The organism is Hafnia alvei, assembly GCF_900095695.1.
GTDB lineage: Bacteria > Pseudomonadota > Gammaproteobacteria > Enterobacterales > Enterobacteriaceae > Hafnia > Hafnia alvei_B.
The window spans coordinates 13,154-37,798 of the sequence record NZ_FMIQ01000054.1 but is presented as its reverse complement, the minus strand read 5'-3'; the positions used below and the strand labels follow the sequence as shown (position 1 = coordinate 37,798).

The following is a 24,645-nucleotide window of genomic DNA, read 5'->3' as shown; positions in this document are numbered from 1 at the left end:
TATTTTTCACCTATTTGTGCTCAAATTTTCACTTGTTATCTGAACTCCCCCACAGTTGTTAACAGAATTTACCTTCCTTTGGTTTCATGTCCCCGCAGGCCGTTGTAATATCAGCGCTTACGCGTGAGCCGGTGAGTAAAGATAAAATAGGCCGGTCATCAGCACTCTTTTCGACGCTTCATCTGCTTTAGAAACCATCGCAACACATGAATAAAAACAGGCAACGCGAATTAACCCAATGGCTCAAACAGCGCAGTTCGCTGGCCCGCCGTTGGCTTCGAATTTCTATGATCCTCGGTTTGATATCTGGACTTCTGATCGTCGCTCAGTCGTGGATCTTGGCAAAACTGCTGCACGATTTGATCATTGAGCAGGTACCACGCCAATCCCTCCTGCTGCCTTTTGGCCTATTGATTGCCGCCATTGTGCTTCGTTCAGCCTTAAGCTGGCTGCGTGAGCGCGTCGGTTTTAAGTGTGGCCAAGTGGTACGAGTACAAATTAGAAACTTGGTGCTCAATCGACTCGACGAACTGGGCCCTGCATGGATACAAGGAAAACCAGCCGGACATTGGGCAACGTTAATTCTTGAACAAATTGAAGACATGCAGGAGTTTTACTCTCGCTATTTGCCACAGATGTATCTGGCAACCATGATCCCGCTGTTGATTCTAATCACCGTATTCCCGATCAACTGGGCCGCAGGCATGATCCTGCTGGTCACCGCGCCGCTGATCCCGCTGTTTATGGCGCTGGTTGGTATGGGCGCCGCCGATGCCAACCGCCGAAACTTCTTGGCATTAGGACGTTTAAGCGGCAACTTCCTCGACCGCTTACGTGGATTAGATACGCTACGTCTGTTTAACCGCGCCGCTGCCGAAACCGACAATATCCGTCGTTCATCGGAAGATTTCCGCAGCCGCACCATGGAAGTTTTGCGCATGGCATTTCTTTCCTCTGCGGTGCTTGAGTTCTTTACTTCCATCTCCATCGCCGTGGTGGCGGTCTATTTTGGTTTTTCCTATCTCGGTGAACTCAATTTTGGTAGCTATGGCACCAGCGTGACGCTTTTTGCTGGTTTTCTGGTGCTTATTCTGGCGCCGGAATTCTTCCAACCGCTGCGTGATTTAGGCACCTTTTACCACGCCAAAGCACAGGCGGTGGGCGCGGCTGAATCACTGGTAACTTTTTTAGCTGAAGATGCCGAAAGCCCAACGCAGGGCCAAGGCCAAGAACAGTTAACAGGTACGCATCCCGTTAGCATTGTGGCTTCAGAGTTAGAAGTATTATCTCCGCAGGGAAAAGTACTGGCAGGGCCACTCACGTTTAGCATTGATGCCGGACAGAGAATCGCGCTGGTGGGCTTCAGCGGCGCGGGCAAAAGTTCGTTGATTAACGTGTTGCTCGGCTTCCTGCCCTACCGCGGTTCGCTCTTGGTTGACGGGAAAGAGCTGCGTGAATTAGCGCCAGCGAGCTGGCGTCAGCTCCTCGGCTGGATTGGGCAAAACCCTAATCTGCCAGAAACCACGCTGCGCGCTAATGTGCTACTGGGCGCTCCGCATGCCACTGAGACACAGCTAACCACTGCGTTAGAGCGTGCGCATGTTACCGAATTTTTACCCCTGCTAAATGATGGCGTTGATACGGAAATCGGTGAAAGTGCGGCTCGCCTCTCGGTAGGCCAAGCTCAGCGTGTTGCCGTGGCGCGCGCCCTGCTTCGTCCATGTCGCCTTTTGTTGCTAGATGAACCCACCGCCAGCTTGGATGCACACAGCGAACAGCTTGTCATGCAGGCATTGTCTGAAGCTTCACACCAGCAAACCACGCTGATGGTGACTCATCAGTTAGACGATGTGAGTACCTACGACCAAATTTGGGTGATGGATAATGGCAAGCTGGTTCAGCGCGGCGCTTATGCCGAGCTCAGCCAGCAAAAAGGGCCTTTTGCCGATCTGCTTGCAACCCGTAGTAAGGAGCTATAACCATGCGCGTACTATTGCCGTTTTTAGCACTCTATCGCCGCCACTGGTTCCTCATCTCACTGGGCGTAGTTCTGGCTATCGTTACCCTTCTCGCCAGCATTGGGCTTTTGATGCTTTCGGGCTGGTTCCTTGCTGCATCGGCGCTGGCTGGGCTTGCGGGGCTGATGACATTTAACTATATGCTGCCAGCGGCTGGCGTACGCGGCGCGGCGATAATCCGCACCGCAGGACGTTACGCCGAGCGCGTTGTCAGCCATGATGCAACGTTTCGCGTGCTTTCCCATCTGCGCGTATTTACCTTTAGTAAAATACTGCCGCTGTCGCCGGGAGCCATTGCGCGTTTTCGTCAGGCGGAGTTACTCAACCGTTTGGTTGCCGACGTAGACACTCTCGATCATCTCTATCTGCGCGTCATATCTCCGCTGATTAGCGCCATCGTGGTGATCGTGGTCGTTACGGCCGGTTTGTCTTGGTTCGATCCCACGCTAGCAATCACGCTAGGCGGCATCATGCTGATGTTGCTGTTTTGCCTGCCGCTGGGTTTTTATCAAGCAGGAAAGCCCGTAGGGATTGCGCTCACTGAACTCCGTGCCGACTACCGCACACTATTGATTACGTGGGTCGCAGGACAAGCAGAACTCGCCATCTATGGCGCGGCTGACCGTTTCCGTCAGGCGCTGGACGCCAAAGAACGTGAATGGCAACAGCAGCAACAGAAACAGGCGTCCTTAACCGGCGCCGCGCAGGCTTTAATGATTTTGGCGTCGGGGCTAACGTTCACCTTAATGCTCTGGCTCGCCGCCGGTGGCGTTGGGCACGATGCTCAGCCGGGGGCGCTGATAGCGCTGTTTGTCTTCTCCTCACTGGCCGCGTTTGAAGCCTTAGCACCGGTTGCAGGCGCCTTCCAGCATTTGGGGCAGGTCACGGCATCAGCGACGCGTGTAGCGCAAATGATCGACCAAAAACCCGAGGTGACATTCCCTCTATCAGGCCCCGCACTGAGCGAACAGATTGCCGTTAACATTAACCACGTTAGCTTCAGCTATCCAAACCAGCCGGTTTCAGTACTTAACGATATTTCCCTTTCGGTGCGGCCTGGAGAGAAAATCGCCCTGCTCGGACGTACCGGCTGTGGCAAATCGACCCTGTTACAGCTGATAACACGCGCATGGGACTGCTCTCAGGGCGAGATTCGCCTGAATGACATACCGCTGCCTACCTTTGATGAAGCAACGCTGCGACAAGCCACTGGTGTCGTCAGCCAGCGCGTACATGTTTTTAGCTCAACCCTGCGTGATAATTTAAAAATCGCCAATGACCACGCTACCGATCTTGAACTAAAAACCGTATTGGAACAGGTAGGTCTGGGCAAACTGTTAGAAGACACAGGACTGAATGCATGGCTCGGCGACGGCGGCCGACCACTCTCAGGCGGTGAGCAACGTCGCTTAGGCATTGCTCGCGCGTTGCTGCATCGCTCACCGCTGTTGCTGCTGGATGAGCCCACTGAAGGCTTGGACGCTGACACCGAGAAACAGATCCTTGAGCTCATCATGCAGCATTGCCAACACAAGACGCTGATCCTAATTACGCATCGCCTACAAGGCTTGGATAAAATGGATCGTGTCTGTGTGATGGAAAATGGCCAGATCGTCGAACAAGGTCATCACGCTAAACTTCTTGACGCAAAAGGCCGATATTATCAACTGTGCCAACGGCTATAGTTATTATGAACGGTAGTAAACAAGGCCAATGATGTTTTTCATTCAGATTGGAATATTTTGATGCGCATCATGCAACTGGATCGGCAATCAACGTTGTTTCCCCCAACGGATCTCGCACTGCGTGAACCGAATGGGCTACTGGCTATTGGCGGGGATTTGCGCCCTGCCCGTTTACTGGCCGCCTACGGCGCGGGGATATTCCCTTGGTTCACCCCAGGGGACATCATTCTCTGGTGGTCGCCCGATCCACGTGCGGTTTTATTCCCGCATGAGTTGCACATTAGCCGCAGCATGGCGAAATTTTTACGTAAGCACGATTTTGAAGTCACGATTAATCAGGTGTTTGCCGATGTCATTCGTGAATGTGCCGATCAACGCGAAGAAGGCACATGGATTGGTGAAGACGTGCAGCAAGCTTATTTAAAGCTGCACGAGCAGGGCTATGCGCACTCCGTCGAGGTCTGGCAGGAAAATCGGCTCGTAGGCGGCCTGTATGGCGTGTTACAAGGTTCTCTCTTTTGCGGCGAGTCGATGTTCAGCCGCGCAACAAACGCCTCCAAAACGGCACTGATTGCGTTTTGTGAGCATTTTGTGTCGTTTGGGGGAACATTAATTGACTGTCAGGTGCTTAACGCGCACACTGAGTCGTTAGGTGCGCGTAATATCCCGCGCAGTGATTATTTACACCACTTACGGATTGACCAGAATAAGGTAATTAATCCCGCCTGCTGGAAACCCCAAACTATTATTTCACGCGAGTTTGCGATAAAACCCCATCAAAATTGCCCGTAATGGATGAAGAACAACCGACACTCCTTTACATAATCGGGGTTTTTCGGCATTATCTTGCCGATTAAAAAATATGGTACTCATACCTAGAGGATTCGATGGCCAAAGAAGACAATATTGAAATGCAAGGTACCGTACTTGATACGTTACCAAACACGATGTTCCGCGTTGAATTAGAAAACGGACACGTCGTTACCGCTCACATCTCCGGTAAAATGCGTAAAAACTACATCCGCATTTTGACGGGCGACAAAGTCACTGTAGAGCTGACCCCGTACGACCTGAGCAAAGGCCGCATTGTCTTCCGTAGCCGCTGATAGGCTCACCCTGCGCACCTGCGTTCACGCATCTGCGGCATAAATTATACTCGCGGTGATATGACGTCTGACGAGACACATAAATATCACTGTGAGTTAGCTGAAAAACTTAAGTTTCAGCCATAAAAAAGAGCGCCTTTTGGCGCTCTTTTACTTTTTCAGCTTCGGTTAATGCAGGGCGTCTTCAGCTTTACGCTTCTGTGCGCTGCAAAATTCATACGTTAACTGCTGCTTATCTTCGCTCAAATCAACGGTGACCGAGCCGCCATCCACCAACGAACCAAACAGCAATTCGTTCGCCAACGGTTTTTTCAGATTTTCCTGCACCACACGCACCATCGGACGAGCGCCCATCGCGTGATCGTAGCCTTTCTCTGCCAGCCACAAACGCGCTGCTTCGCTCACTTCCAACGAAACGCCTTTAGCATCTAGCTGAGCCTGCAGTTCGACGATGAACTTATCCACCACCTGCTGAATAATGTCAGTCGACAGATGGTTAAACCAAATGATGTTATCCAGACGGTTACGGAACTCTGGCGTGAACACCTTCTTGATCTCTTCCATCGCATCGGTGCTGTTGTCCTGCTGCGCAAAACCAATTGATTTACGCTGAGTTTCACGCACGCCGGCGTTGGTCGTCATCACCAAAATCACGTTACGGAAATCGGCTTTGCGGCCGTTATTGTCGGTTAAGGTGCCGTTGTCCATCACCTGTAACAGCAGGTTGAAGACGTCAGGATGCGCTTTTTCGATTTCATCCAGCAACAGAACCGCGTGAGGATGTTTAATAACCGCATCCGTCAGCAAACCACCTTGATCAAAACCGACGTATCCCGGAGGCGCACCAATCAAACGGCTAACGGTATGACGTTCCATATATTCGGACATATCAAAACGCAGCAGTTCAATATCCAAGGCTTTCGCCAATTGAACGGTGACTTCGGTTTTACCTACGCCCGTTGGGCCTGCAAACAAGAACGAACCGACCGGTTTATGATCTTGTCCTAGACCTGCACGACTCATTTTGATCGCTTCGGTCAGCGCACTGATGGCTTTATCCTGTCCAAACACCAACATTTTCAGGCGATCGCCCAAGCTTTTCAGCACATCGCGATCGCTGGCTGATACGGTTTTCTCTGGAATGCGCGCAATACGTGCAACCACAGATTCAATATCAGCCACGTTGACGGTTTTCTTGCGCTTGCTCACCGGCATTAAACGACTACGAGCGCCCGCTTCATCAATAACGTCAATGGCCTTATCTGGCAAATGGCGATCATTAATGTATTTAACCGACAGCTCAACCGCCGCGCGAATCGCTTTCGCGGTATAGCGCACGTCGTGGTGAGCTTCATATTTTGGTTTCAGACCATTAAGGATCTGAACCGTTTCATCTGGGGTTGGCTCAGTAATATCGATCTTCTGGAAACGACGCGCTAAGGCACGATCTTTTTCAAAGATATTGCTGAACTCTTGATAGGTCGTCGATCCGATCACGCGGATCTTGCCGCTAGACAGCAGCGGTTTGATCAGGTTAGCCGCATCAACCTGCCCACCAGACGCCGCCCCCGCACCGATGATGGTATGAATTTCATCGATAAACAGAATGCTATCGGTATCTTGCTCAAGCTGCTTGAGCAACGCTTTGAAGCGTTTCTCAAAGTCGCCACGGTATTTCGTCCCCGCCAGCAATGAACCAATATCCAGTGAATACAGGGTGCAATCCGCCATCACCTCTGGCACGTCGCCCTGCACAATTCGCCAAGCTAGTCCTTCCGCAATCGCGGTTTTACCGACGCCGGATTCCCCAACCAATAGCGGGTTGTTTTTACGACGACGGCACAGAACCTGAATCGCACGCTCCAGCTCTTTATCGCGACCAATCAACGGATCGATACCACCGACGCGTGCAAGCTGGTTTAAGTTCGTGGTGAAGTTCTCCATGCGATCTTCACCGCTAGCAGGCTCTTCCGGTGCTGGATTTTCGGCATTGGGTGCCTGTCCAGTTTCGTCTTTGCGTGTGCCATGCGAGATAAAGTTCACGATGTCCAAGCGGCTCACGTCGTGCTTACGCAACAAATACGCGGCCTGCGACTCCTGCTCGCTGAAAATCGCGACCAGTACGTTGGCACCGCTGACTTCATTGCGGCCTGAGGACTGAACATGGAAAACAGCACGCTGCAGAACGCGTTGGAAACTCAGCGTAGGCTGAGTATCACGTTCCGCTTCACCGTTAGGTAACGTGGGTGTGGTTTGTTCAATAAAGGTTTCGAGTTCTTGACGCAAAGCGGCTAGATCAACAGAGCAAGCCTCAAGCGCTTCACGCGCAGCAGGGTTACTAAGCAGTGCCAGCAGCAGGTGCTCCACGGTCATAAACTCATGGCGATGCTCGCGCGCTCTGGCGAACGCCATGTTGAGACTGAGTTCCAGTTCTTGATTGAGCATAGGCACCTCCCCCATTTAAGCGGCCGTTAACCGGCCTTTTCTAACGTACACAACAGTGGATGCTCGTTCTCCCGCGCATACCGATTGACGTGAGCGACTTTAGTTTCCGCCACCTCAGCGGTGAAAACACCGCAAATCGCTTTTCCTTTATAATGCACAGTAAGCATCAACTGCGTTGCACGTTCAATATCATATGAAAAAAACTTTTGCAGGACGTCAATCACAAATTCCATCGGTGTGTAGTCGTCATTGTTAAGTATAACTTTATACATTGACGGCGGTTTTACCTCATCGATTTGTTTGCTGTCGGCTAATTGTTCAAAATTCAGCCACTCGTTTTGGTTTGCCATGTCCTGCCCATTCTCTGTTAACCATTATGCGATACAGACCACGATCGCATAACCACATGTCTTTCTTGCTAGTGACTTAACTGTGACACAAATCTTCACAGTTGTGTTATTTGCGTTGCATTAAGTGATTAAATTTTACCCGGTTCGTATAAATAGCGTTATCTGCTTCAAACTTTCATCACAATACACTGTGTTAAAAATAGCCATTGCTTGACGAACTAGCGGCATACACTAGAGTGTAAATTTGTAAGCTGGTGACGATTCATACAAATCGATGCCGTTTCGACCGATAAGTTCCTGTTTCAAACTGAAGATATTAATCGCTTGATTAACAGATCTTTTCGGCACCCGTAGTGGGAGTTCCTAAGCTGTTCAGTACCACCATGTGGTGCGTTAATCGAACATCTTAAGAACACGTCCTGTATCTGCCCTAACAGCATCAATCGTTGGTTCGTGTTAACCGAAACCAACGGTATGAAGAATGAAGGGCATCAATCTTATCTCATAACATACATAGTGAGTTTTGCCGATGACTCTAGGTCAATCGTACAAATCTCTTATCACAGCATGGCGAGGGTTGTATAAGCATGGAGACGGGTACCGTTAAATGGTTCAATAATGCAAAAGGTTTTGGCTTTATCTGTCCTCTGAACGGTGGCGAAGACATTTTTGCACACTATTCCTCAATTCAGATGGAGGGTTACCGCACACTGAAAGCCGGGCAACAAGTCCAATTTAATGTGCAAGAAGGCCCTAAGGGTAACCACGCCAACACCATCGTTCCCATCGAAGTAGAGATGACGGCCTAACATCTTCTCTGCGCTCGAAGTAACGACATCAGATCCATGCCAGCCCCGCGCTGGCATTGTTCATCATAAACGCGTCTCATCATGGCAATACGTTATCTGCCTCTTTGTTAGATAGTGGCATTTCCCTTTTTTTCAAGGCCAAGACGCCGCCCTCTCCCTCACAATTAATTAACTTTCTAATAATTAACATGAATTGTTATTTATTCGTTCACATTGGCCATTCAGTAAATAAATCATCAACGAGAATAAGATAATTATTTAAAATACGTTCAGCTAGCACGCTGATTTAATTGCTGTTGAGGTTTGGCCTGTTTAACTATTTGGTAGAAATTAAAAACAGCAACGTTCTATCAGGTATATCGTATGTCTCAAATCAGCGTCGAACGCACAGCAGATCCATCCATGACGGGTTTCCAGCTTTTTAACTCTCTGGTGAAAGGAGACTTAAAGCCGGGGCGTCTTTGGCATGCGAAAAATTACCGCGCGAAATTTGCGCTCAGAACGCTGTTAGCCCCGCTGACAACCATAAAGTTGCTGGAAAACATTGCTGCAATTCCAACCTGCCAGGACGTGCTTTTAGCTCAGCCTCGCCTGCCGTGTAAACTTCATCACCCCTATCTGAATGTTCACTTCAAGCGCCAAGACACCGTCAAAGCCATTGGCGAACATTACCAGATGATGGATGACGCGCTGCCGCACAGCGTTTTGCGCAAAATATATAATGCCAAGCCGTATTATCTGTGTGAAATAATTGGGAAAAACGGCCAGTTATTCCGCATAGGGATAAGCCCTATAGATAGTCTGAATAAAGAAGGCGAGCTATCGTTATTATTTTATAACGATGAAGGCACCATGCTGTCTGAATGCACATTTACCCTGCTCACCTATTTGGATAAAAAAACGTTATTCGTCGGTGGATTACAGGGACCAAAACGATCTGTCCCTCATGAGCTTATTCAGACCGCAACCAAAGAATGCCATGGCTTATTCCCTAAGCGCCTTTTGATGCAGGCACTTTGCTTATTTGTCAAGAGTGTGGGGTGCGAACAGATATTAGCCGTCGGCAATGACACCCATATCTATAAAAACTGGCGCTACAACAAAAAGAAAAGCAGCAGGATGATGTCTGACTACGACAGCTTCTGGCTCTCAATCGGCGCAGAAACAACGCAGGAAGGTTATTTCCGCCTACCATTAACGATTGCCAGAAAATCGTTGGAAGAGATCGCCAGCAAAAAACGCGCCGAATATCGCCGCCGCTACCAGTTGCTGGACGACCTTGAATTAGCCGCTCACGCAGCGCTGAGTCGTTAACCTCACACAGAAGCCGCCATTCTTAATATGGATGGCGGCTCTAATTTCACTCCGCTTTTCCTCTTGCTAACCAAATCACACGTGAAAACATCCCTTTGATTAGCGCGGGCACGGAATCTCTACCCCAAATTTCAGCCTGTGCTGCCACAGAAATGGCTAAATCAGGTTTAGATGAGCGATGTATCGCTTTGGTAATCACCTTACGCGCTGAAAGTGGTACGTTGCTCGGTAGGCCTGCGATATCGTGATACACCGACGCAAATCCCTCACGGTACATGTAATGCTCCATATCCGGCGCGGGTAGTGCTGTAAGACGATCGCGTTCATTCTCTTTGGCATGCTCGGTCAGCGCACGTACCGCCGCGGCATATTTACGTCCCGCATCGTCGCCGTCAACCAGCACGTGCCACTCTAATCCCATATGGCGCGCAAATTTCACCAGCGGGCGAATACCGCACTGCGCAAACTCGATGACTTTGATCCCTTCAGTTTCGAAATGATAGCCGCACTGCCGCGCGAGCTCATTGAGCAACCAAACCTCCGTCTCCCCCTCAACCAACAGCCAGCAACGGGCAAACAGCGTCGACGCCCGATTAAATCGAATATGGAAGGCAATCCGTCGGCTATCTTCAGGTGACATCCCTTGCGGGCCAATACGATAGGTTGCGACACGATTTGACTGACGCACCAAACGGCATACGCGATCAACCGGTACCAATGAAAGTAATTCGCCAGAGTTGGTGGTGGTGATTTTTTGCAGCGGTAGCTGATTGAGTAGCCCCCACGCCACCGACAGCATGATCGGATGCAGGCGAGTTTCAGGATCTTCCACCAGCAGCAGAGGACGCGCATGGGGATCGAGCGTGATCGCGCCTTTAGCCTGCAATAGCGTTGAAAATAGCCCCAGCAAAATCAACCGCATGTTTCGACTGCCGGATTCAGCCACCATTTGATTCATATTTTCGAGCGAACGCCACGCCTGACGTCCGTGTACTTCATCACTATGACGTCTGCGACGACGCGAGTTCTGTGGCTGTTGCCCCTGCTCGGCAAAATAGTGTTCCAACAGCAGCTGCATGGCATTCAGGCCCTGACGCAGTTCGCTATTGCTCAGCTTTTGCGGGTTACGCACCATTTCACGCGTCAGATCGTCTAGCTGCTGGGTAATTTCAGCCTGATCGGGGATCTGGCGTTCTGCCAACGGGTTAGGGCGCAATCGGCGAATAAAGCGCGCATCGCGCAGGCGCAGTACCGGATGCAACCGAACAATCTCACGCGCCAGCTTATCGACGTGATGCAGTTTTAGCGGTTCGCCATTTTGATCGAGAAAAGAACGCCACGTACACACCGTTCCATCATCACACAGCTCGCCTTCCTGACGAAAATAGATACGTTGAAACCGATCGTTACCCTCCTGCCATAGGGAGGAAAGTGGTCGATAACGGGGCGCGTTGTGGTGCCCAACATCTGATTCACAGAACACGAAGACAATTTGCAGGTAACGCTCTTTTGCGCTTTCATCGCCGGGAGGGAAATAGAAATCTTGCGATTCGAAGTGATACAGATCGGCGTTAGGTGAAAGACACAGCGTTAGCGCATCCAAAAGACTGGATTTCCCCCACGCATTTTCACCGATCAGAACCGTATTCTCATCCAGCGTCAAAGAGAGGCGGTTTATCCCTCTGAAACCGACAATTTCGATCCGTTCTAGATACATTGATACTCTCCCTTACGGATGCATTCATCTGAGAATGAAAAAAAAACGCTGTCTGGTCAAGCACTCACTGAGATGTGATGCCCGATTTTCTTCTGCCTATTCATATCGTGAAGAGTAAAACGCCAAACCATTCAGCTTGTTTTATCAATTCCTCTGCCAAGCTTTACTCACCAAACCCTTTTGGGTAGCGTATCGCCATTATTCTCCGCAATTTAGGTTTTCCATGTACTCGGGACTGCTCATTATCTTGGTGCCGCTTCTGCTCGGCTACCTAATCCCTCTACGCCAAAAGAGCTTAGTGGTATTAATCAACCGTCTGCTTAGCTGGATGGTTTACGTCATTCTGTTTTTCATGGGCATCAGCCTCGCGTTTCTCGATAATCTCAGTGAAAACCTGTGGCTTATTTTTCAGTATGCTTCGGTATTCTTTATTTGCATCATCGTTGCCAATCTTATTGCATTACTGCTACTGGAAAAAAAGCGCCCTTGGGTTGTACCTCATAAACAGGAAGAACTTCCTTCACGTCTTCACATGGCGCTAGAGTCGCTCAAGCTGTGCGGCGTGGTGGTCGGCGGTTTTGCGCTCGGCCTAACGCAGTGGCCATGGCTCAGCTACGCCTCTCACGGCAGTGAATATGCACTGATTTTCCTGCTGTTGCTGGTCGGGTTGCAGCTGCGTAATAGCGGAATGTCACTCAAACAAATCATCCTCAACCGCCGCGGTATGATTATCGCCGTGCTGGTGTGTGTGAGCGCACTGGTAGGCGGCGCCGTCGCTGCCCTGTTGCTGGGACTGCCGATAAAAACAGGCTTAGCCATTGCGTCTGCCTACGGCTGGTATTCCCTTTCGGGGATCATGATGACCGATGCGTTTGGCCCGGTAATCGGCAGCGCGGCCTTCTTCAACGATCTGGCGCGTGAATTATTTGCCATTATGATGATCCCAACGCTGGTACAGCGCAGCCGCTCATCCGCGTTAGGCCTGTGCGGTGCTACCTCCATGGACTTCACGCTGCCCGTTCTACAACGCAGCGGCGGCTTAGAATTAGTGCCCGCCGCTATCGTTCACGGCTTTGCCTTAAGCCTGATCGCACCGGTTCTGATGGCCGTTTTCTCCTCATAATTCCCGTCTCAAAAAAGTATGTCATGGGGTGAATAACCTCATGACATACCTATAAAGTTTTAGCATTTCCCCGCTGAATAATTCTCACTTACAACTTAACTTGCGCTATATCAAACAAAGCTAAAGTTGCCTTAAAAATTCCTTTTTTACCTCACTGGACCGGACTACCCTTAAAACAAGCATAATAAATGCAACTTTAAAAGGAAGCCCAGAATGTACTGTGTCCAATGTGAACAAACCATCCGAACGCCTGCGGGTAATGGCTGTTCTTTCGCCCAAGGTATGTGTGGCAAAACTGCTGAAACGTCTGATCTACAAGATCTGCTGGTTGCAGCCTTACAAGGCCTGTCTGCATGGGCACTGAAAGCACGTGAGCTGGGCATTATCGACCACAATATTGATAACTTCGTGCCTCGCGCCTTCTTCTCTACCCTAACTAACGTGAACTTCGATTCAGAACGTATCGTCGGCTATGCCCGTGAAGCGTTGGAAATGCGCGATGCGCTGATGGTGGCCTGCCGCGCGGTTGACGCTAACGCACAGGTTGATCATCCATTAGCTGATTTACAGCTGGCGGGTACAGACCTTGCCACGCTGCGCAAACAGGCTGAAGAATTCGCGCTCAATAACGATAAAGCAGAAATCGGCGACGACGTTCACGGCCTGCGCATGCTAAACCTGTATGGCTTGAAAGGCGCGGCGGCCTATATGGAACATGCCCACGTACTCGGCCAATACAGCGATGATATTTATGCTGAATTCCACGCTTATATGGCATGGCTAGGTACTCAGCCGCGCGACGTGGATACCTTGCTGAATAATGCCATGGGCATCGGCAAAATGAACTTCAACGTGATGGCGATTCTGGACAAAGGCGAAACCGACGCTTACGGTCACCCAACGCCAACCTCCGTTAACGTTCGCCCTGTTGCAGGCAAAGCCATTCTGATTTCAGGCCACGACCTGAAAGATCTGCGCATGCTGCTGGAACAAACCGAAGGTACCGGCGTAAACATCTATACCCACGGTGAAATGTTACCCGCGCATGGCTACCCTGAACTGAAAAAATTCAAACACTTGGTCGGTAACTACGGCAGCGGCTGGCAGAACCAGCAAACTGAATTCGCCAAGTTCCCAGGCCCAATTCTGATGACCTCCAACTGCATTATCGATCCAAACGTCGGTAACTATACCGACCGTATTTGGACGCGTAGCATCGTCGGCTGGCCAGGCGCGCGTCATTTAGAAGGTGACGACTTCAGCCAGATCATCGCTCAGGCGCAGGTGTGTGAAGGCTTCCCATACAACGAAATCGAACACATGATCACCGTTGGTTTTGGCCGCCAAACCTTGCTGAACGCGGCAGATACCGTGATCGATTTAGTGTCACAGAAAAAACTGCGCCACGTCTTCTTGGTAGGTGGCTGTGACGGTAGCCGCGCTGAACGTAGTTATTTCACCGATTTCGCCCGCGCCGTGCCTCAAGACTGCCTGATCTTGACCTTAGCCTGCGGTAAATATCGTTTCAACAAGCTGGACTTCGGTACTCTGGAAGGCTTGCCACGCTTGCTGGATGTCGGTCAGTGTAACGATGCCTACGGCGCAATCATGCTGGCGGTGAAACTGGCTGAAACACTAGGCTGCGGTGTGAACGATTTGCCGCTGAGCTTGGTTCTATCTTGGTTTGAGCAGAAAGCCATCGTGATCCTACTGACCTTACTGTCTCTGGGTGTGAAGAATATCTACACCGGCCCAACGGCTCCGGGCTTCTTGACCGACAACCTGCTGGCCATTCTGAATGAAAAATTCGGCATGCGTTCCATCTCTACGGTTGAAGCGGATATGACCGAAATTCTGGGCGCGTAATCGCACTTGATGTCACCTTAAAGCCGCAGCCCTTCGGGTCTGCGGCTTTCGAATTGAGAAAACATGATGACAATGCCAACTCCCCTCTGCCCTAATCAGATGCAGGTGCATTCCATTCATCAGGAAACGCCGGACGTCTGGACAATTTCGCTTATTTGCCACGATTTCTACCCTTATCATCCGGGGCAATATGCGCTGGTGAGCATTCGTGATAGCGAAGAAACGCTGCGCGCTTACACGCTGTCTTCGTCTCCGGGGCAAAGTAAATTCATTACGATCAGCGTGCGTTGCTTACCCGACGGCGAGGGTTCGCGCTGGCTCACGCAGGAAGTTCATCCGGGGCAACAGCTGTGGCTCTCCGATGCGCAAGGCGAATTCACCTGCGCCAATGCACCTGCCGATCGCTACCTGATGCTTGCCGCTGGCTGTGGTGTGACGCCAATCATGTCTATGACCCGCTGGCTATTGGCGAATCGCCCTGAAGTTCACGTGCAGGTTATTTTCAATGTGCGTACTCCACGCGACGTGATTTTTGCCAATGAGTGGCGCGATCTTGATGCGCGTTATTCACAGCTGAAGCTAACGCTGATGGCTGAAAGCGACGCTAGCGCCGAGTTTTTGACCGGCAGAATTACGCGTGAAACGCTGGAACAGATTTGCCCTGATATTGCCAATCGCACCGTGATGACCTGCGGCCCGGCGCCTTACATGAAAGCGGTAAAACAGCTCGCACTCGATCTGGGCGTTCCAGCACAAAACTTCTATCAAGAACAGTTCCAAGTGGTTGCCGATAACGACGCCGATGGCGCAACGCTCAGGCTCACCACCAACACCCCGTTGCACACCTATCACGCACCGGTTGGCGCAACGCTGCTTTTCGCGATGGAACAGAACAAGCTTCCTATTCAGGCAGCCTGCCGTGCAGGGGTTTGTGGTTGCTGTAAAACCCGCATTCTTAGCGGCGATTACACCACCAGCAGCACCATGACGCTGACGCCGGACGAAATCGCGCAAGGGTATGTACTCGCCTGCTCTTGCCAGCTAAACAGCGATGTGGTTATTGCTTAAAGCCATTGTCTAACAAGTAGGGTCGTCCTGTTTCCATAATCAACTGATGACCCGCTTATTTCCCCCGCCTCCGCCATACCAATATCTTTCAGTAATGCCTCATTGCTATAACATTTCTACAATATTTATAATACAAAATGTATAGTGGTCTTCTCGATGGCAGACAATGCACTCGGCATTGCCGACAGCGCCATGACTTTCACTCGCTCACTGAAAGTATCAATGAGCGAGCTACCTGAATTCATTCAAGGGAGGTGTTCATGAAGCAAACTGTTGCAACCCTAGTCGCTAAAACACTCGATCAGGCTGGCGTAAAACGTATTTGGGGCGTCACTGGCGACTCCCTAAACGGCCTCAGCGACAGCCTATTAAGAATGGGAACCATACGGTGGATTGGCACGCGCCATGAAGAAGTCGCAGCCTTTGCCGCAGGTGCCGAAGCACAGCTCACCGGACAGCTCGCCGTCTGCGCGGGTTCCTGTGGGCCGGGTAACCTTCATCTGATCAATGGCCTGTTTGACTGTCACCGCAACCACGTTCCGGTACTCGCCATCGCGGCACATATTCCTTCCAGCGAAATCGGCAGCGGCTATTTTCAAGAAACACATCCACAAGAACTGTTTCGTGAATGCAGCCATTACTGTGAATTAATTTCCAATCCAGAACAGCTACCTCAAGCGCTTGAAGTGGCGATGCGTCAGGCCATTCTCAAGAAAGGCGTTTCGGTCATTGTGCTGCCGGGCGATGTTGCACTGCGTCCCGCCCCTGAGGATGCCAACCTCGTTTGGCACACGCCTTTGCTGCCTCGCGTTTTGCCACAGGAAAGCGAGCTGGAAGCCTTTAAAAACATTTTGGAAAGCGGCAAAAAAATCACTCTACTGTGCGGCAGCGGTTGTGAAGGCGCCCACGACGAGCTGATTCAGTTTGCCGAAAAGATAAAAGCGCCGATTGTTCACGCGCTGCGCGGCAAAGAACACGTTGAGTGGGATAACCCTTATGATGTTGGGATGACTGGACTTATCGGCTTCTCCTCCGGCTACCATGCCATGATGAACGCCGACACCCTGATTTTGCTCGGCACCCAATTCCCCTACCGTGCGTTTTACCCGACTAAGGCAACCATCGTTCAGGTTGATACCAATGCGGCAAGCATCGGTTCACACTGCGCCGTCAATTTACCGTTGCTCGGCGATGTGAAATCAACGCTCCAAGCGCTGCTGCCTAAACTTGAAACCCGCAGCGATCGCCAGTTCTTGGATCAAGCGTTAGAGCACTACCACAAAGCACGTAAAGATCTGGATGCACTGGCGACGTCCAACGACGACCAGCCGATCCATCCACAATATTTGGCGCAGCAAATCAGCGAACTGGCTAACGAAGACGCAATATTTACCTGCGACGTTGGCACACCAACCGTATGGGCCGCGCGTTATCTCAAAATGAACGGCAAACGCCGTTTACTGGGCTCGTTTAATCATGGTTCCATGGCTAACGCGATGCCACAGGCCCTAGGCGCACAGGGAAGCTATCCTGACCGTCAGGTTATCGCCCTATGCGGTGACGGTGGATTTACCATGTTAATGGGCGATTTCCTCACGCTAGCGCAGCAAAAATTGCCGGTCAAAATCGTGATTTTCAACAATAGCGTGCTGGGATTTGTAGCAATGGAAATGAAGGCCGGTGGCTATCTTACTGATGGTACCGACCTGCATAATCCTGATTTTGCCGCCATTGCGAACGCCGCAGGGATCAAGGGCATTCGCGTAGAAAAAGCCTCTGAGGTAAACAGCGCACTGGCTGAAGCTTTCGCCCACGATGGACCGGTCGTCGTCGACGTGGTTACCGCCAAGCAAGAGCTCGCTATGCCGCCGCAGATTAAATTTGAGCAGGCAAAAGGCTTCAGCCTTTATATGCTACGCGCCATTATTAACGGTCGTGGAGACGAAGTGGTGGAGTTAGCCAAAACTAACTGGCTGCGCTAACCCCGCGCGTTCTTATCTTTCAAGCTCACTAACGCGGCGCAGAAATCCTGCGCCGTTTTTTTCATCTAATTTGCGGTCATCGCCGCAGATCGTTCGCTATCTATCATTTTCAATTTTGAGTCTACAAACGCGCATGCTACAAAGAATAAGGTTTATAAAAATCCTATTCCAATCACTTAATAATCTACCACCCACGTTGAAGCCAAGCGTCAGCCAGCGCCAAACCGAGGGATTAAGGAGCAGTACGTGATCGACCTTCGTAGTGATACCGTTACTCGTCCAAGTGACGCCATGCGTTTAGCCATGTCTCGTGCCGAAGTCGGCGATGATGTTTATGGTGACGATCCCAGCGTTAACCTGCTTGAACAAGAAGCCGCTGAGCTTACAGGTAAAGAAGCCGCACTGTTTTTGCCAACGGGTACACAAGCAAATTTGGTGGCGCTGCTGACACATTGCCAACGTGGCGAAGAGTATATCGTTGGGCAAAAGGCGCATAACTATCTGTTTGAGGCCGGCGGCGCTGCGGTTCTCGGCAGTATCCAACCGCAGCCGATTGATGCCGCAGCCGATGGCACGTTGCCGCTCGACGTCGTCGCCAGCGTTATCAAACCCGATGATGTTCATTTTGCGCGCACCAAGCTGCTGTGTATCGAAAATACCCATAACGGCAAAGTCTTACCGCTCGACTATCTGCAGCAGGCATGGATATTCACACGTGAAAAAGGCCTTGCTCTGCACGTTGACGGCGCGCGTATTATGAATGCCACGGTGGCGCTTAACGTACCGTTGTCGACGCTGACACAGTACTGCGACACGCTGACTATTTGCCTTTCCAAAGGACTGGGCGCACCGATTGGTTCGCTTTTGTGCGGCAGCGCTGAATACATCAAGCAGGCACGTCGCTGGCGCAAAATGGTCGGTGGCGGCATGCGTCAGGCCGGTATTTTGGCCGAAGCGGCACGCTATGCGCTGCTCAACAACGTTGAACGTCTACGAGAAGACCATGATAACGCACAGTGGCTGGCTAATGCGCTAAGCGCCATTGGCGTCGAAGTTATGGCTCCGGGGGCACAAACCAATATGCTGTTCCTCAAAGTCCCCGCGCATGAAGCCGCCCAATTAGGTGGATGGATGAAAGAGCGCGGCGTGCTGATGAGCGCAGGTCCTGTCACGCGTATTGTGACCCATCTCGACGTCTCACGTTCAGATCTAGAAAAACTGGTTTCCTTATGGAAAGAGTTTAAACAATCTATCAATACTCAGAGCAGCACCACAGCCACCAAGGCGATTTACGGCTAACATAAGTCATAGCCCGCACGCTTATCCCAGCGATGCGGGCAGCATCCTAAAATAATAAAATATATCCAAAATAATTCGAGTTGCATTGAGGCGGCAAGTGAGTGAGTCCCGATGAGCTTACTCAAGTAAGTGATTACTCGGCCCATCCATGGGCCTCGCCCCTAAAGGGTCGTAGTAAACTACGCTTAAATCTGCTCCAAGCAGATTTATCGGGTTCGCGAACGCAGCCAACAAAAATGCGGCTTGAAGTATGACGGATATACATTCTCATCTGCTTAGGTTTAACTATGACCCCACAAAGGATTTTAGTGCTGGGTGCCAGCGGCTATATCGGGCAACACCTGATCCCCAAATTAGTTGAAGAAGGCCATTCAGTCAGAGCCGCCGCACGCCGAATTGACTGGCTACGTGAACAGGCTTGGCCGCGCGTTGAATGCCAGTACGTCGATCTTCATAAACCAGAAACCCTGCCCGCCGCCGTGGCTGATATTGATGTCGTTTATTATCTGGTTCACGGCATGGGTGATAGTCATGATTTCGTGACCGGTGAAATTAACGCAGCCAAAAACACCTGCGAAGCACTGCGCGATTCAGGCGTGAAACAAATTATTTTTCTCGGCGCCCTTCAGCCCACCGGAGACTCATCACGCCATTTAGTGGCACGCAAAGAAACCGGTGACGCACTTCGCGCCAGCGGAATTCCGGTGACCGAACTACGGGCAAGCATCATCATCGGGCCAGGCTCCGCCGCTTTTGAAGTGATGCGTGATATGGTTTATAACCTGCCGATCCTCACGCCGCCACGCTGGGTGCGTTCGAAAACATCGCCGATAGCGCTTGAGAATCTGTTGACCTACCTCACCGAGTTACTGAACCATCCCGCCATCGGCAACCGCGTGTTTGACGTCGCAGGCCCCGAATACATCAGCTATCAAACGATGTTTGAGCGGTTCATTGCCTTGAGCGGCAAAAAGCGTTGGATGATCCCATTGCCGATCCCAACCCGTTGGGTCTCCGTCTATTTTCTCAGTATGATCACGTCGGTTCCAACCACCATTTCCCGTGCGTTGATCGAAGGTTTGAAGCACGATCTTCCGGCGCACAGCACCGCCATTGAGCGACTCATTCCCCAAACGCTGATCAAATTCGATCAGGCGGTGCAAGACACGTTGGATAAAGAGGCCGAAGTCGTCAACTCCGCTGACTGGGGTTACGATCCTGAAGCCCGTGAGCGCTGGCGGCCGGGCTATGGTTTCTATCCAAAACACGCAGGATATGAACAAGAAACCAGTGCCTCGCCTGAGGCTCTATGGCACGTGGTGCAGCAAATCGGCGGCAAAGAGGGCTATTTTTATGCCAATATTCTCTGGGCTATCCGCGCCAGAATGGACGATATGATCGGCAATAAAGTGGTCTATGGCCGACCTGATAGCGATTCTCTTGCGCTGGGCGATTTGGTCGACGGCTGGAAGGTGATTACGGTAAAACCCCTGCGCCAGTTAGCCATGATGTTTGGTATGAAAGCCCCCGGCCTTGGGCGACTCACCTTCACCATTGAAGACAAAGGTGACAAACGCGTTCTGGATGTGCGTGCCTGGTGGCATCCAGCGGGATTCAGCGGCCTGTTGTATTGGTTTGCCATGATGCCCGCTCATCTGTTTATTTTCCGTGGCATGAGCAAAAAAATAACCAAGCTTGCCGAAGCCTACGATCGTGAAAATAAGCAACGATAGTTAACCTCGCCTCAGTATGGCTTGGCATAATAAATCCATGCTGAGGTTACGGTACGCATCTATCATAAAATGCGCACCCTGTGAGCAACTAAACAATTGTTACGTTCTCTCTCCGTAATCTGATTGCATGTAAAGTAAATTCACGGAAGAATGGCACCCTTGTTGCTAGGAGCGGTCAAATTAGCGATGAGAGCGCCCTTTCCATTTGAGTAAGGGCAATGAACTAGCTGGCTGAAATCAGCCATAAAACGCCTATTAACCTAGGCACACTGCGGATTCGGATAAGTTATGAAAGTATTGGTGACCGGTGCAACCAGCGGTCTCGGACGTAATGCGGTTGAGTTTTTACGTCAGAAAGGGATTAGCGTTCGCGCTACTGGGCAAAATCAGGCCATGGGCGACCTATTGAAAAAAATGGGCGCGGAATTTATTCATGCCGATCTCACCAATCTCGTATCATCACAGGCCAAGGCCATGCTGAACGACGTGGATACGCTGTGGCATTGCGATGGTTTTACCTCACCGTGGGGCTCGGAAGAACTCTTTGAGAAGGCCAACGTACGCTCGACCCGCCGCCTTGGCGAATGGGCTGCCGCCTACGGGGTACGCAACTTTATCCATATCTCCTCGCCCGCAGTCTATTTTGATTACCGCCATCACCGCGATATCAAAGAAGATTTTGTGCCAAACCGCTACGCCAATTACTACGCACGCAGCAAAGCGGCCGGTGAAGACGTTATTCAGAATCTGGCGTTATCTAATCCACAAACACATTTCACCATTCTGCGTCCACAAGGGCTGTTTGGCCCACACGACAAAGTATTACTGCCGCGCTTGCTTAACGCAATGCGTAAGCACGGCACTTTGCTGCTGCCGCGCGGCGGCGATGCGTTAGTGGATATGACCTATGAAGAAAATGCGGTGCATGCCATGTGGTTGGCCACGCAGATCGAAAGCACACCGTCGGGCAGAACCTTTAATATTTCAAACCATCAGCCACGTCATCTGCACACCTTGTTGCAGCATTTAATCGACGAGCTAGGTGTGAAATGCAAAATCCGCTCAATTCCTTATCCTATGTTGGATATGATGGCACGCGGAATGGAAAAAATTGGCGCCAATAGCCCTAAAGAACCTGCGCTCACACACTATGGCGTCGCAAAACTCAACTTCGATATGACGCTCGATACCACGCGTGCGCAGCTTGAATTAGGCTATCATCCGATTGTCTCGATTGATGAGGGCATTATTCGCACAGCGCATTGGCTTAAAGATCACGGGCGTCTGCAAAACCGCGACCGTCATTGATCCACGCTGCCATATTTCTCGATAAGCGCATCAATAATCGCCTCTGTTTCAGCATCCGGCTCGCCCTGATAGTTTGCGGGTCTGAAGTGCATTTGAAACGCGGCGATCGCGTTGCGCGAGGCTGAATCATTATTGCCGCTGGGCGCTATATCATAGCCGTAAGTGGCTAGCTTCTTCTGCAGCGTTAACACATCCACCGGTGCCGTTTTCGCTCTGCCCGCCAAATAATAATCTACCCTGTGTTGATCCGGCCACGCGCCAACCCCCCGTTCAGCCAGCTGCTGCCATGGAAATAACGGTCCCGGATCGAGCTTGCGTTGCGGAGCAATATCCATATGCCCCACCACATTTTGTGGCGCAATCGCGTAACGCTGCACAATGTCTTTACTAAGCGCAGCCACCAGCTCAATTTGCTGTGGCGTATAAGGTGCCCAAATCTTGCCTAGCATGCCTTGCTGGTAGCCTTTGTTCACGATTTCGATACCAATCGATGTGTCATTCAGGCTCGTCCGTCCGCGCCAAGAACTGGCTCCTGCATGCCATGCCCGCTGCGATTCCGGTACTAACTGCCACACCACGTATTTGCCGTTCTCCGCAGGCGGATGCGCGGGCACCAGATAATGCGCGCTCACGTGTTCATCGGTTAGGGTTTTTAACGATGAATGGAAGTCTTCCGCCGTGTAGTGCAACACTAAAAACCGGATGCGCTGATCGACCCCCTGAGCCTGATGGCGATCTTCAACCAGATAGGTGCCTCGATTGACCAGTTGGTGCTGCGACGGCGAGCTTTGGCACCCAGCTAAGCCGATTGCCAACAATATCACCATCGCTGCGAACCCAATCCGTTTTGGCATGTCTTAAACTCCAGTATGCAATTTCATTTAATTTTAAAGGGACTATACCCAAAATAATTGGAGTTGCATCAAGGCGGCAAGCGAATGAATCCCAATGAGCTTACTCAAGTAAGTGATTTGGGTGAAAGAGCGCAGCCAACGCAGCGGCAACTTCAAGTATGAAGGGTATATTTCATGCGCAATAGCACAACTCCATCCCTAGAAGGCCTTACTATCGTTGACTACTGCGGCGTTGTCACCGGAGAGGCGATCCTTGGTGCCAATATTTTCAAAGATTTCTTCGCTGGCATTCGCGATATTGTCGGTGGCCGTTCTGGCGCTTATGAAAAAGAGCTGCGCAAAGCACGGGAAATAGCCTTTGCTGAAATGAACGATCAAGCCAAATCGCTTGGCGCCAATGCGGTCGTCGGCATTGATATTGATTACGAAACCGTAGGAAAAGACGGCAGTATGTTAATGGTTAGCGTGAGTGGTACCGCGGTGAAGGTGAAGTAATTAATTTGTAAGGGCTGAATCATTCAGCCCTTACGCATTCTCATCACTCGCAGCAAAGACTCATGTCTTTATTCAGCAAGTAAGGCCGTAAATAGCCCACCAAATTGGATAACGGCAGAATATCCTCTCCTAATGCAATGTTGAGATGCTCAATAATATAGGCTCTGCGCTGTTGAATACGCTGCCAAACCTGAGGATATTCACCCGCAATCTGCTCGCGAAGTTCAGCATTAGCAATAGCTACACACTCTTCGGCGCTGGCACCGGCGTAGCCCGCAACCGAGGGAATAATATCGATTTGCAGCAGCATTCCGCTGTGTATTTTAGCCTGTGAACCCGAATAGATTGGCGAACTCATCCACTCTTCATCGGCAACCAGATGGCCCGGGTTAAGGTGCCAGCCGTATTGCGCTTTAGGCAACACCGTCTCGATGCGTTGATAAACATCATCCCCTTTCACGCCAATTGCCATGTATTCAAGCCATGCAACAACGGCGCGGTAATAAGGTTTTGCTACGGCGTTGACATAATTCTGCTGGTCATGCGGCAAATCATTTTGCTCATAGGCAACGTAGCCGCCACGGCTGGATAAACCGCCTTTGTAGCTGGTTGTCAACGAGGCACGATCTGACAACGTAATACGATTCTCACCCGGATATAAACGCGCATTTTTAAACCGCTGGCCAAACGCGGCAATAGTCACCACGTTATTTGGCTGCCCATCCGCCGTGAGATAATGCCCAATCTCTTTTTCGGTTTTATTCAGCTCTATGGCGTTCATCGCCTGTAACATACAGCTTGAGGCCAAATTTGCGCCGTATTCATAATGGGCAATTTCGTTGGCCGAATTGATGACTCGCGCCCCGCTGTCTCCGCCAATAAATAAATGCGTCGCGTTGCAGATCTGAGCTTGAGGAGAAACGACGCGCTGAATAGCGTTCATCATGAAATAAGGCAGATCAAAAATCTGCTCGTTATTTTCTGTTGGGCTGGTGAACATTTTCCAACCCACAATGCCCACGGAAGACGCGCGATGAATTCCGGTATCTTTCAGCGCCTGAGCCAACGTCATTGGGTTATCCATCGGCTGATTAGGCAGCGAGAAATGAGGCACGCAGATGGCCTGATTGGCAATTCGCGCATGCTGGGACATTTTCATGTTTTCATTGCCCAACAATAAAAATGAGTCCCCTGACGCAGCGAGCACGAGTAACGCTTCTTCAAATCGAGGGATAAACCCCGTCAGATATTCAAAATTAGCCCCGTGCTCTTTGTCGGCATAAATCACCAGATAGTTATGCCCTGATGCCTTCATACGCGCCAACACACGATCTCGGCGAAGCTGAAGTGTTTCATCCAGCAGTTCTACCTGCTGAGCATCTGGAAATACCTGTGGCTGAGGTACAGACTTTAAAACAATACTCTTCTCTTTCAGTGGATCCATGCCGACTCTCCCTTTAGCTCGCGCAGTCA

At 50.8% G+C, this 24,645-nt stretch carries 19 protein-coding genes; 14 read left to right on the top strand and 5 right to left on the bottom strand.

Annotated features, from left to right (window positions below; genetic code table 11):
* Positions 1–206: 206 nt before the first annotated feature.
* The 4 genes from cydD to infA all read left to right on the top strand — a co-directional run bounded on the left by cydD (position 207) and on the right by infA (position 4,809).
* Positions 207–1,979, top strand: a complete 1,773-nt coding sequence (gene cydD, locus BN1044_RS13665) for a heme ABC transporter permease/ATP-binding protein CydD (protein ID WP_072309172.1) — start codon at positions 207–209, stop codon at positions 1,977–1,979.
* Between the two features lie 2 nt (positions 1,980–1,981).
* Positions 1,982–3,703 (top strand): heme ABC transporter ATP-binding protein/permease CydC, encoded by a 1,722-nt coding sequence (gene cydC, locus BN1044_RS13660; RefSeq protein WP_072309171.1) that lies wholly within the window; start codon positions 1,982–1,984, stop codon positions 3,701–3,703.
* A gap of 60 nt (positions 3,704–3,763) precedes the next feature.
* Positions 3,764–4,495, top strand: a complete 732-nt coding sequence (gene aat / locus BN1044_RS13655; RefSeq protein ID WP_072309170.1) for a leucyl/phenylalanyl-tRNA--protein transferase — start codon at positions 3,764–3,766, stop codon at positions 4,493–4,495.
* 95 nt (positions 4,496–4,590) lie between these two features.
* Positions 4,591–4,809 (top strand): translation initiation factor IF-1, encoded by a 219-nt coding sequence (infA, locus tag BN1044_RS13650; RefSeq protein ID WP_002211347.1) that lies wholly within the window; start codon positions 4,591–4,593, stop codon positions 4,807–4,809.
* A 168-nt stretch (positions 4,810–4,977) separates the two neighbouring features.
* Here infA and clpA read toward each other — a convergent pair whose 3' ends face one another.
* Together clpA and clpS are read right to left on the bottom strand one after the other, a co-directional pair.
* A complete protein-coding gene (clpA, locus tag BN1044_RS13645) occupies positions 4,978–7,254 on the bottom strand; it encodes an ATP-dependent Clp protease ATP-binding subunit ClpA (protein WP_025800943.1) in 2,277 nt (758 codons plus the stop codon).
* 26 nt (positions 7,255–7,280) lie between these two features.
* Positions 7,281–7,604: an ATP-dependent Clp protease adapter ClpS gene (gene clpS, locus BN1044_RS13640; RefSeq protein WP_072309169.1), complete on the bottom strand. Its 324-nt coding sequence runs from the start codon at positions 7,602–7,604 to the stop codon at positions 7,281–7,283.
* A gap of 587 nt (positions 7,605–8,191) precedes the next feature.
* Between clpS and cspD the strand changes: the two genes are divergently transcribed.
* Both cspD and BN1044_RS13630 read left to right on the top strand, forming a co-directional pair.
* Positions 8,192–8,413, top strand: coding sequence for a cold shock-like protein CspD (cspD, locus tag BN1044_RS13635; protein ID WP_072309168.1), 222 nt, complete (start codon positions 8,192–8,194; stop codon positions 8,411–8,413).
* A gap of 363 nt (positions 8,414–8,776) precedes the next feature.
* A complete protein-coding gene (locus BN1044_RS13630; protein WP_072309167.1) occupies positions 8,777–9,727 on the top strand; it encodes a VirK/YbjX family protein in 951 nt (316 codons plus the stop codon).
* 46 nt (positions 9,728–9,773) lie between these two features.
* Here the strand turns inward: BN1044_RS13630 and BN1044_RS13625 are convergent, their stop codons facing one another.
* Positions 9,774–11,444, bottom strand: coding sequence for an ATP-dependent endonuclease (locus tag BN1044_RS13625; protein ID WP_072309166.1), 1,671 nt, complete (start codon positions 11,442–11,444; stop codon positions 9,774–9,776).
* A gap of 223 nt (positions 11,445–11,667) precedes the next feature.
* On the opposite strand from BN1044_RS13625, the gene BN1044_RS13620 reads away from it, so the two are divergent.
* The 7 genes from BN1044_RS13620 to BN1044_RS13590 all read left to right on the top strand — a co-directional run bounded on the left by BN1044_RS13620 (position 11,668) and on the right by BN1044_RS13590 (position 21,823).
* Positions 11,668–12,567 (top strand): LysO family transporter, encoded by a 900-nt coding sequence (locus BN1044_RS13620; protein ID WP_072309165.1) that lies wholly within the window; start codon positions 11,668–11,670, stop codon positions 12,565–12,567.
* Between the two features lie 213 nt (positions 12,568–12,780).
* On the top strand, positions 12,781–14,433 hold the full coding sequence (hcp, locus tag BN1044_RS13615) for a hydroxylamine reductase (protein ID WP_072309164.1): 1,653 nt from the start codon (positions 12,781–12,783) through the stop codon (positions 14,431–14,433).
* Between the two features lie 66 nt (positions 14,434–14,499).
* Positions 14,500–15,501 (top strand): NADH oxidoreductase, encoded by a 1,002-nt coding sequence (gene hcr, locus BN1044_RS13610; protein ID WP_175421610.1) that lies wholly within the window; start codon positions 14,500–14,502, stop codon positions 15,499–15,501.
* A 260-nt stretch (positions 15,502–15,761) separates the two neighbouring features.
* Entirely contained in the window at positions 15,762–17,483 is a 1,722-nt protein-coding gene (poxB, locus tag BN1044_RS13605; RefSeq protein ID WP_072309162.1) for a ubiquinone-dependent pyruvate dehydrogenase, read from the top strand.
* Positions 17,484–17,729: 246 nt separating this feature from the next.
* Positions 17,730–18,782, top strand: coding sequence for a low-specificity L-threonine aldolase (ltaE, locus tag BN1044_RS13600; RefSeq protein WP_072309161.1), 1,053 nt, complete (start codon positions 17,730–17,732; stop codon positions 18,780–18,782).
* A gap of 287 nt (positions 18,783–19,069) precedes the next feature.
* Positions 19,070–20,515 (top strand): DUF2867 domain-containing protein, encoded by a 1,446-nt coding sequence (locus tag BN1044_RS13595; protein ID WP_072309160.1) that lies wholly within the window; start codon positions 19,070–19,072, stop codon positions 20,513–20,515.
* A gap of 288 nt (positions 20,516–20,803) precedes the next feature.
* A complete protein-coding gene (locus BN1044_RS13590; protein ID WP_025800933.1) occupies positions 20,804–21,823 on the top strand; it encodes an NAD-dependent epimerase/dehydratase family protein in 1,020 nt (339 codons plus the stop codon).
* Here the strand turns inward: BN1044_RS13590 and BN1044_RS13585 are convergent.
* Positions 21,817–22,677 (bottom strand): N-acetylmuramoyl-L-alanine amidase, encoded by an 861-nt coding sequence (locus BN1044_RS13585; RefSeq protein WP_072309159.1) that lies wholly within the window; start codon positions 22,675–22,677, stop codon positions 21,817–21,819. The genes BN1044_RS13590 and BN1044_RS13585 overlap by 7 nt on opposite strands.
* 174 nt (positions 22,678–22,851) lie before the next feature.
* Between BN1044_RS13585 and BN1044_RS13580 the strand changes: the two genes are divergently transcribed.
* Positions 22,852–23,172 (top strand): heavy metal-binding domain-containing protein, encoded by a 321-nt coding sequence (locus BN1044_RS13580; protein WP_025800931.1) that lies wholly within the window; start codon positions 22,852–22,854, stop codon positions 23,170–23,172.
* Positions 23,173–23,215: 43 nt separating this feature from the next.
* Here BN1044_RS13580 and BN1044_RS13575 read toward each other — a convergent pair whose 3' ends face one another.
* Positions 23,216–24,616, bottom strand: coding sequence for a M24 family metallopeptidase (locus tag BN1044_RS13575; RefSeq protein ID WP_072309158.1), 1,401 nt, complete (start codon positions 24,614–24,616; stop codon positions 23,216–23,218).
* Between the last annotated feature and the right edge of the window lie 29 nt (positions 24,617–24,645).